This window comes from uncultured Campylobacter sp. (assembly GCF_905373215.1).
GTDB lineage: Bacteria > Campylobacterota > Campylobacteria > Campylobacterales > Campylobacteraceae > Campylobacter_B.
Genome location: NZ_CAJPRT010000039.1, coordinates 1 through 6,509, shown reverse-complemented (window position 1 = coordinate 6,509; position 6,509 = coordinate 1). Strand labels below are relative to the sequence as shown.

5 protein-coding genes are annotated in these 6,509 nt (G+C 49.9%); 2 read left to right on the top strand and 3 right to left on the bottom strand.

From position 1 onward, the window contains the following. The first annotated feature begins 179 nt into the window (after positions 1-179). Complete coding sequence (gene murI / locus QZ176_RS10070) at positions 180-1,583, top strand: glutamate racemase (RefSeq protein ID WP_295153302.1); 1,404 nt, start codon at positions 180-182, stop codon at positions 1,581-1,583. 852 nt (positions 1,584-2,435) lie between these two features. Here murI and QZ176_RS10065 read toward each other — a convergent pair. From QZ176_RS10065 to QZ176_RS10055, 3 genes are all read right to left on the bottom strand, one after another. Continuing rightward, positions 2,436-2,720: an EexN family lipoprotein gene (locus QZ176_RS10065; protein WP_295153300.1), complete on the bottom strand. Its 285-nt coding sequence runs from the start codon at positions 2,718-2,720 to the stop codon at positions 2,436-2,438. 271 nt (positions 2,721-2,991) lie between these two features. After that, entirely contained in the window at positions 2,992-4,686 is a 1,695-nt protein-coding gene (locus QZ176_RS10060) for a Na+/H+ antiporter NhaC family protein (RefSeq protein ID WP_295153298.1), read from the bottom strand. A gap of 16 nt (positions 4,687-4,702) precedes the next feature. Further along, a complete protein-coding gene (locus QZ176_RS10055) occupies positions 4,703-5,449 on the bottom strand; it encodes an SDR family NAD(P)-dependent oxidoreductase (RefSeq protein ID WP_295153296.1) in 747 nt (248 codons plus the stop codon). A gap of 239 nt (positions 5,450-5,688) precedes the next feature. Between QZ176_RS10055 and QZ176_RS10050 the strand changes: the two genes are divergently transcribed. Next, positions 5,689-6,384 carry a hypothetical protein gene (locus QZ176_RS10050; RefSeq protein ID WP_295153294.1) on the top strand — a complete coding sequence of 232 codons (696 nt, stop codon included), beginning with the start codon at positions 5,689-5,691 and terminating at the stop codon, positions 6,382-6,384. The last annotated feature ends 125 nt before the right edge of the window (positions 6,385-6,509 follow it).

Sequence of the window (6,509 nt, the reverse complement as noted above, 5' to 3'; positions counted from 1 at the left end):
GTAAAATTTGGCTAATTTTGCCCCCTCCCTCCCCCTAAGAAATTGATTAAATTTATCGCGAATTTTAATAAGGTAGCGATAATTTAACGGCCGCGGAGCCACCAAGCCCGCTCAAAATTTAAATTTTACTTGAATTGAGCTATAATCCCTTTTTTAAAATTTAACCTTGGACTAAGAATTTGAAAATAGCGTTTTTTGACTCGGGTATCGGCGGGCTGAGCGTACTCGCCGAGGCTCTGCGGCGGTTTAGCGGGGCGGAGTTTTTGTATTTTGCCGACGAGGATCACGTCCCATACGGCACGAAAAGTAGGGCGGAAATCGTGCGCCTGAGCCTCGATGCGGTCGGGTTTTTGGTCTCGTACGGCGCGGACGGGGTCGTCGTTGCTTGCAATACCGCCACGAGCGCGGCTATCTCGGAGCTTCGCAGTGCATTTAGCGTGCCGGTCATCGGCATGGAGCCCGCCGTCAAGCTCGCCGCGGACAGCTTCGGCGCGCGCCCGACGCTGCTCATCGCCACGCCGCTAACGATCGCGGGCGAGAAGCTCGCGCGCCTCGTGGGGCGGCTGGAGTGCGAGACGTGGAGCCTGCCGCTGCCCCGCCTCGTTGAGTTTGCGCAGGATTTGGAGTTTGACTCGCCTGCGGTTCGGGCTTATCTGCGGGAGGAACTAGCTAAATTTGAGCTTGCGCGCCTTGGCTCGCTCGTGCTTGGTTGCACGCATTTTAACTATTTTAAGGACGTTTTGCGCGAAATTTTACCTCCGCACGTGCGCATCATCGACGGCATAGACGGCACGCTAAACCGCCTTGCAAGCGAGCTGGGCGGAGGGCTAAAGCTTGCGTGCGGCGAGGATTTGCCCTCGCGGACGGCTAAATTTAACACGGGTGGCGGCGCAAAATTTGATACGAATTCGTCGGCGCAAGCCGGCAAATTTGGCGCGGAAGGACGAGACGCAGACGGCGAGAGCGTAAAAGGCGAGAACAAGCGGGGCGTAGAAGGTCGCGATAATAGCGGCGGTGGGCGCGACACAGAAAGTTGCGGCGAGAGCAAGCCCGATATGATAGAGCAAGGTATGAGCGGACTTCGTACAGTGCCGTGCGGCGCCAGAAAAAACGGCGCAGTGGGGTATAATGAGTGCGATGAATTTTCTAACGCGGATGAGTGCGGCTTCGGCATGGATACTTCGCGCGACGTAAAATCGCAGGTTTGTGCGGATAAATTTGACGCAGACGGTGATATAAAATTTAGCGCAAATTCGCAAACGGGCGAGCTGGGCGCAATCCGCGAACGCGACGGTAAGCTGGCGGTCAATGCCCGCGGCGTAGAGCAGTGCGACGAAGACAAATGCCGCATGTCGCCACGCGCCGTAGATGCGAATTCGCAGCTCAAGCTTTATTCTCGAGGCGGCGCGGATTTGTCCTTGGAATTTGAGCCGAGAGGCGAAGGAATGGGCATTTCGCGGGTGAATTATCCAAACGGCAACAGCGTGGAATATTTTTATTCGGGCAGGGCGCTAGATGCGGCACAGCTGTGCAAGGTGGAAATATTTTTAAAGCGGCTCGATGCGATGCGAGGGATTAGCTAGGCAGCGTGCCTGTGAGCCGTAGATCCGTAGCGCAGGTTGGAATTCCAGTGCGTCATAAATCACATCAAATTAAAATTCCTGTTCATCGCGGATCGCACCACGCAAATTAAAATTTTAATTAAAATTCTAGCGCATCGCAGATCGTGCCGTGAAAGTTAAAATTTCAATGCGCTATAAATCGCAGCGCAAATTAAAATTTTGGCGCGCTAAAAAATTTAACTCGGCTCGGCGATTTAGAAGCGGCTTCGCGCAACGCGCGAACAATAGCGCCTAGCCGTCGTCCGGCGCGCGAAAGTTAAAATTTTACGGGGCAAATGCTGCCTTCCGCTGTCCGGCACGTAAATTTAAAATTTAACGCACAACGCCGCCGTACGACTTGAAGCAGCATAGCGCAAGCCAAGCGCCGCCGTTGCCACTAATTCTTTGAATTTCATAGCGCGAGCCGAGATCGCTGTTTGCAGGAGTAACCTCACGCCGCACGAACTGTCGCCGCGGATTTGAAATTTTAAATTTAGACTAGGGTGCGGATAAAGCGCGCAAAGTTAAATTTAGCACGCCGTGCAAACCGCCGCCGGTGAAATTTAGACTAGTCACGCGGCGTAAATTTTAAAATGATTAAATTTCAAGGTGCTGCGAAGCCCGCAAGTCTTTTCTGCGGTAGCCAAAAGCTCGCAGGCTTTAAAATTTGAAATTCCAAAATCCGTAAAGCAAGATTTTGCGCCGTATCATTTCGCAGGCGAGATTTATACCGCAAAATTCAGCGCCGCACAGGGTAAATTTACTCTGCACCGAAGGCGCAGAGTAAATTAAAATGTATTAAGAGAGGAATAATTTATTGCAATTTTAATCTAATTAATCTTTAAGCCCCCTCTCGGCTCTTTGCCTTTTTACGATTGCTGAACCGAGCATTTTCTCTTGATCAGCATAAAATTCTACGATTTCCTTAGCGTTCACACAATTTTTATAAGAGTTGCTTCCATCTTTTAAAGTATTGAAATCGCACTTTGCGTAAACCTCTTTAGCCTCATTTAGATGAATATCGTAATATTCTTTGGTCTTTACCTCGGTATCGTCACCGCAACCAACTAATAAAGCAGCTAACACCCCCCCCCAGAGGAACATTTTAGGATTTTTCATTTCATTCTCCTTGTTTGAAATTTATCGATATTTTACTACCCGTTTACTTTAAAAATTTTAAATTGCGAGCGCACGCGCCGTTTTAACGCGGCTAGTTAAAATTTAGCTTTTAAAATTTGCTCGCGCTTTTTGAAATTTCGTTTTAAAATTTTACTCGCGCGACGAAATTTTGCGGAGTGAAATTCCGCTAGCCAGATTAGAATTTCGCCCAGCAGAATTCCGCATCGCTGCGGAATTCAAAATTTAAAAGCAAATTTAAAATTTGCGGGAGCTACTCCTCTATCTTTTTACCTGCGAATCGCACGAGAGCCCACGTAACGACAAGCCCCATCGGCAGCGCGATCCAGACGCTAAGCCCTAGCGCTACGGGAAGATAGCCCGCTACTACGGCGACCGCGCCGACGGATAGAGCGTAAGGCATCTGCGTCTTTACGTGCTCGATATGATCGCAGCCCGCGCCCATCGACGAAAGGATCGTGGTGTCCGAAATCGGCGAGCAGTGATCGCCGAAAATCGCACCCGTAAGCACGCCAGAGATATTTACGATCATATAGGCGTGAAGCGCATCGCCCGAAAGCCCGTAGTGAAGTCCCACGGCGTTTGCCAAAGGTATGGCTAGCGGCATTAGGATCCCCATCGTACCATAGCTAGTGCCCGTCGAAAAGCTAATGAACGAGCCCAGCACGAAAATCGCTACCGGAAGCAAAAATTTCGGCGTATTTTGGCTTAGCATATCGACTAGATAGCGCGACGTGCCGAGCTCTTTGATGACAGAGCTGAGCGACCAGGCAAGCAGCAAGATCACGATCGTGACGATCATCGTCTTCCACCCTTTAATCCACGTAGAGATCGCCTCTCTGACGTCAAAAATTTTGCGGTAAACGCTCATAAATATAGACACGACCGTAGCAAGAAGCGCCGCTTGAAAAAGCGCGACCGACGAGTTTGCGTTGCCGAAGGTCGCCTGAAGCGTTGCAAAGCTTAGCGGAGCGGCTTTTGCGGCTGCGAGAGCATCGCCCTCAAGCTTGCTTAGCCCGCTAAAATAAAAGCTCGCAAATGCGCCGCAGATTAGCACTATAAGCGGGATAACGGCGTTTGAAGCTTGCGGCTTGATCCCCTCTTTGGGCTCTAGCGTTTTATCTTCGAGCTCGGCGATGTTAGAATTTTTAGAGTGAATTTCGCCGCTCGCCGCTCGCCTTTCGGCAGAGAGCATCGGCCCGAAATCTCTACGCATAAACGCCACGTAAACCACGAAAGCAAGCATAAAAAGATTGTAGAAGCGATACGGCATGGTTTGCACGAAGATCGAGAAGGCGTTTACGTTTTGCACGCCGATCTGATCATATCCCGCTCTTATCAAAGAGACTTCAAGACCTACCCAGGTAGAAATTAGCGCGATGCCCGCAATCGGCGCGGCGGTAGCGTCGATGATGAAGGCGAGCTTTTCGCGGCTGACTCTAAATTTATCGGTAATCGGCCGCATGACGGGGCCTACGATCAGGGCGTTTGCGTAGTCGTCAAAAAATACGAAAAGACCCATAATCCACGTTGAAATTTGCGCTGAGATACCCGTTTTAGCGCGCTTGCTAATCCAAAGCGCCACGGCTTTCGTGCCGCCCGTCCTGCTAATCAGAGCGACCACGCCGCCGATACAAAGTACCTGCAAAAGCACGCCCGCATTGCCTTTGCTAGCCATCGAGCCTACCACGCGCGAGACCAGATCCGTAAAGCTGCCCACAAGCGCGGAGATCGGATTGTTGCCGACGACTGCAAGCATATAGGTGCCGCTAAAAACGCCGATGAAAAGCGACAGGATCACCTCTTTGGTGATAAAGGCAAGCGCGATCGCCACGACGGGCGGCACCAGCGTCCAGATGCCGAAAAGCTCGGCATTATGCTGCCTGGTCGCGTCATCCACCGCAAATGCGGCGACGGACAAAAACATTAGTAATATAATTTTTTTCATTTTCTCGCCTTAAAATTTAATGCTTCTCGATAAAAAGCCCAGCCCAGCTCTGCTGCGTCGCCATCGCCTCTACGACGTTGATATTTACGCGACGGGGCATCGCTAGGCAGCTTAGCACGATCTGTGCGATATCCTCGGGCAGGATCGCATCGACTCCCTCATACACGGCCGCGGCGCGCGCTACGTCGCCTTTAAAGCGCACCTCGCTAAACTCGCTCTTACAGATTCCCGGCGCGATCTCCGTCACGCGGATACCAGTGCCGCGCAGGTCGTTGCGGATATTGCGGCTAAACTGCTTGATAAACGCCTTGCTCGCGCCGTAAACGTGGCTGCCCGGATAGGGCCACGCGCCAGCAGTCGAGCCAAGATTGAAGATATAGCCACTTTTGCGCGCGATCATCAGCGGCAGCACCGCCTTGGTCGAATACAGCACGCCTTTGATATTCGTATCGACCATCGTCTCCAAATCCTCTACGGGCGTCTGCGCGATCCCCTCAAGCCCGAGCGCAAGACCTGCGTTATTTACGAGCACCTCGACGTCTTTGAAATTTTCAGGCAACGCGCTTACGGCATCAAATACCGCAGCTTTATCGCGAATATCCGCAGCGATAATGTGCGTATTGCCTAGCTCACCGGCTAGCTTTTGTAGCCGATCTTTGCGGCGCCCAAGCGCAATGATCTTATAGCCTTGCGCGCTAAGCGCCCTAGAAATCGCCTCGCCAAAGCCGCTCGTAGCGCCCGTGATGAATGCCGTATTTTTCATATGATCCCCTTTGCGTAAAATTTTAAATTTAGCGCAATGATAACGCAAAACGGATTTAGAATTTATGAATTTTATCTTGCGGCGCGGGCGCGGATGAAATAATGCGAAGGCATTGGCAGGTTCTCTCACCCGAGCTCGCGATCGGCAGCGGATTCGGCGAGCGCACGGGCTAAATTAAAATTTTGCGTCGTTTGTTTGTCGCGGTTTGCTATAATTACCTAAATTTAGGAAAAAGGCAAATGAGCAAATTTATACGATTTATCCTCGTTAGTATCTGTGTTTGCGCCATTTATGCGGGTCTGAAATATGCTTTTATGCTCTTTATCACGTGGCTCATGTTTAGTGGGATATATTTTGATGGACCGGGTACGCTGCTCGCCATACCGCTCACGTTTCTAAGCTCATCGGTTATATTTGATTATTATTGTATTGCGCTGGGTTCTCATCTACTCTTTTTATCGCTACTTAAAGGGCGCGACGTGAAAACGCGGTGGATTTTACCTTTATTTTTTCTCATAACGCTCGCGTTTTGTAGTTTTTGCGTCTTAATCGGGCACGAAGATTATCAGCGCATAAACGCGCTTTTTGCACTCTTGCTTATCTCTCCTTTTACGCTCATCGCATACGCCATCGTTACGACCGTAATCCTTGCCAAAAATAAAATTTCGGATTATTATCCGATCTTAGTCGCGATAATTTTTGTGCCTATTCATGCCGCCAGCATAGGGATATGGGGATTAGAACGAATATATTTTGGAGTATTTCTAAACGCGACAATACTGGGGATTTTTTATTTCACGGCGAAAATCGGGCGCGTAAATTTGATCGCACACAGACCTACACCCGACAAAACGCAAAATTCTAAAGACCGCGTTATCAAAACAATACAAAGCAGCGCGACATTTTTAAACGACGATATTTTGAAGAAGCGCTAAATTTTATCCTTTTTAGGAATTCTAAATAACGCTTTCGTCGCCCGCTACAAGCTTATATGCTTCCCGATAAGTCTGTGCTTTACCGACAAAACCTTCAAAAACTGCGCCGTTTTGCCTCTTGATAT

Coding starts and splice junctions, on each gene's coding strand:
- QZ176_RS10065 (WP_295153300.1), bottom strand. CDS start 2,720: ATGAAAAATCCTAAAATGTTCCTCTGGGGGGGGGTGTTAGCTGCTTTA.
- QZ176_RS10060 (WP_295153298.1), bottom strand. CDS start 4,686: ATGAAAAAAATTATATTACTAATGTTTTTGTCCGTCGCCGCATTTGCG.
- QZ176_RS10055 (WP_295153296.1), bottom strand. CDS start 5,449: ATGAAAAATACGGCATTCATCACGGGCGCTACGAGCGGCTTTGGCGAG.
- QZ176_RS10050 (WP_295153294.1), top strand. CDS start 5,689: ATGAGCAAATTTATACGATTTATCCTCGTTAGTATCTGTGTTTGCGCC.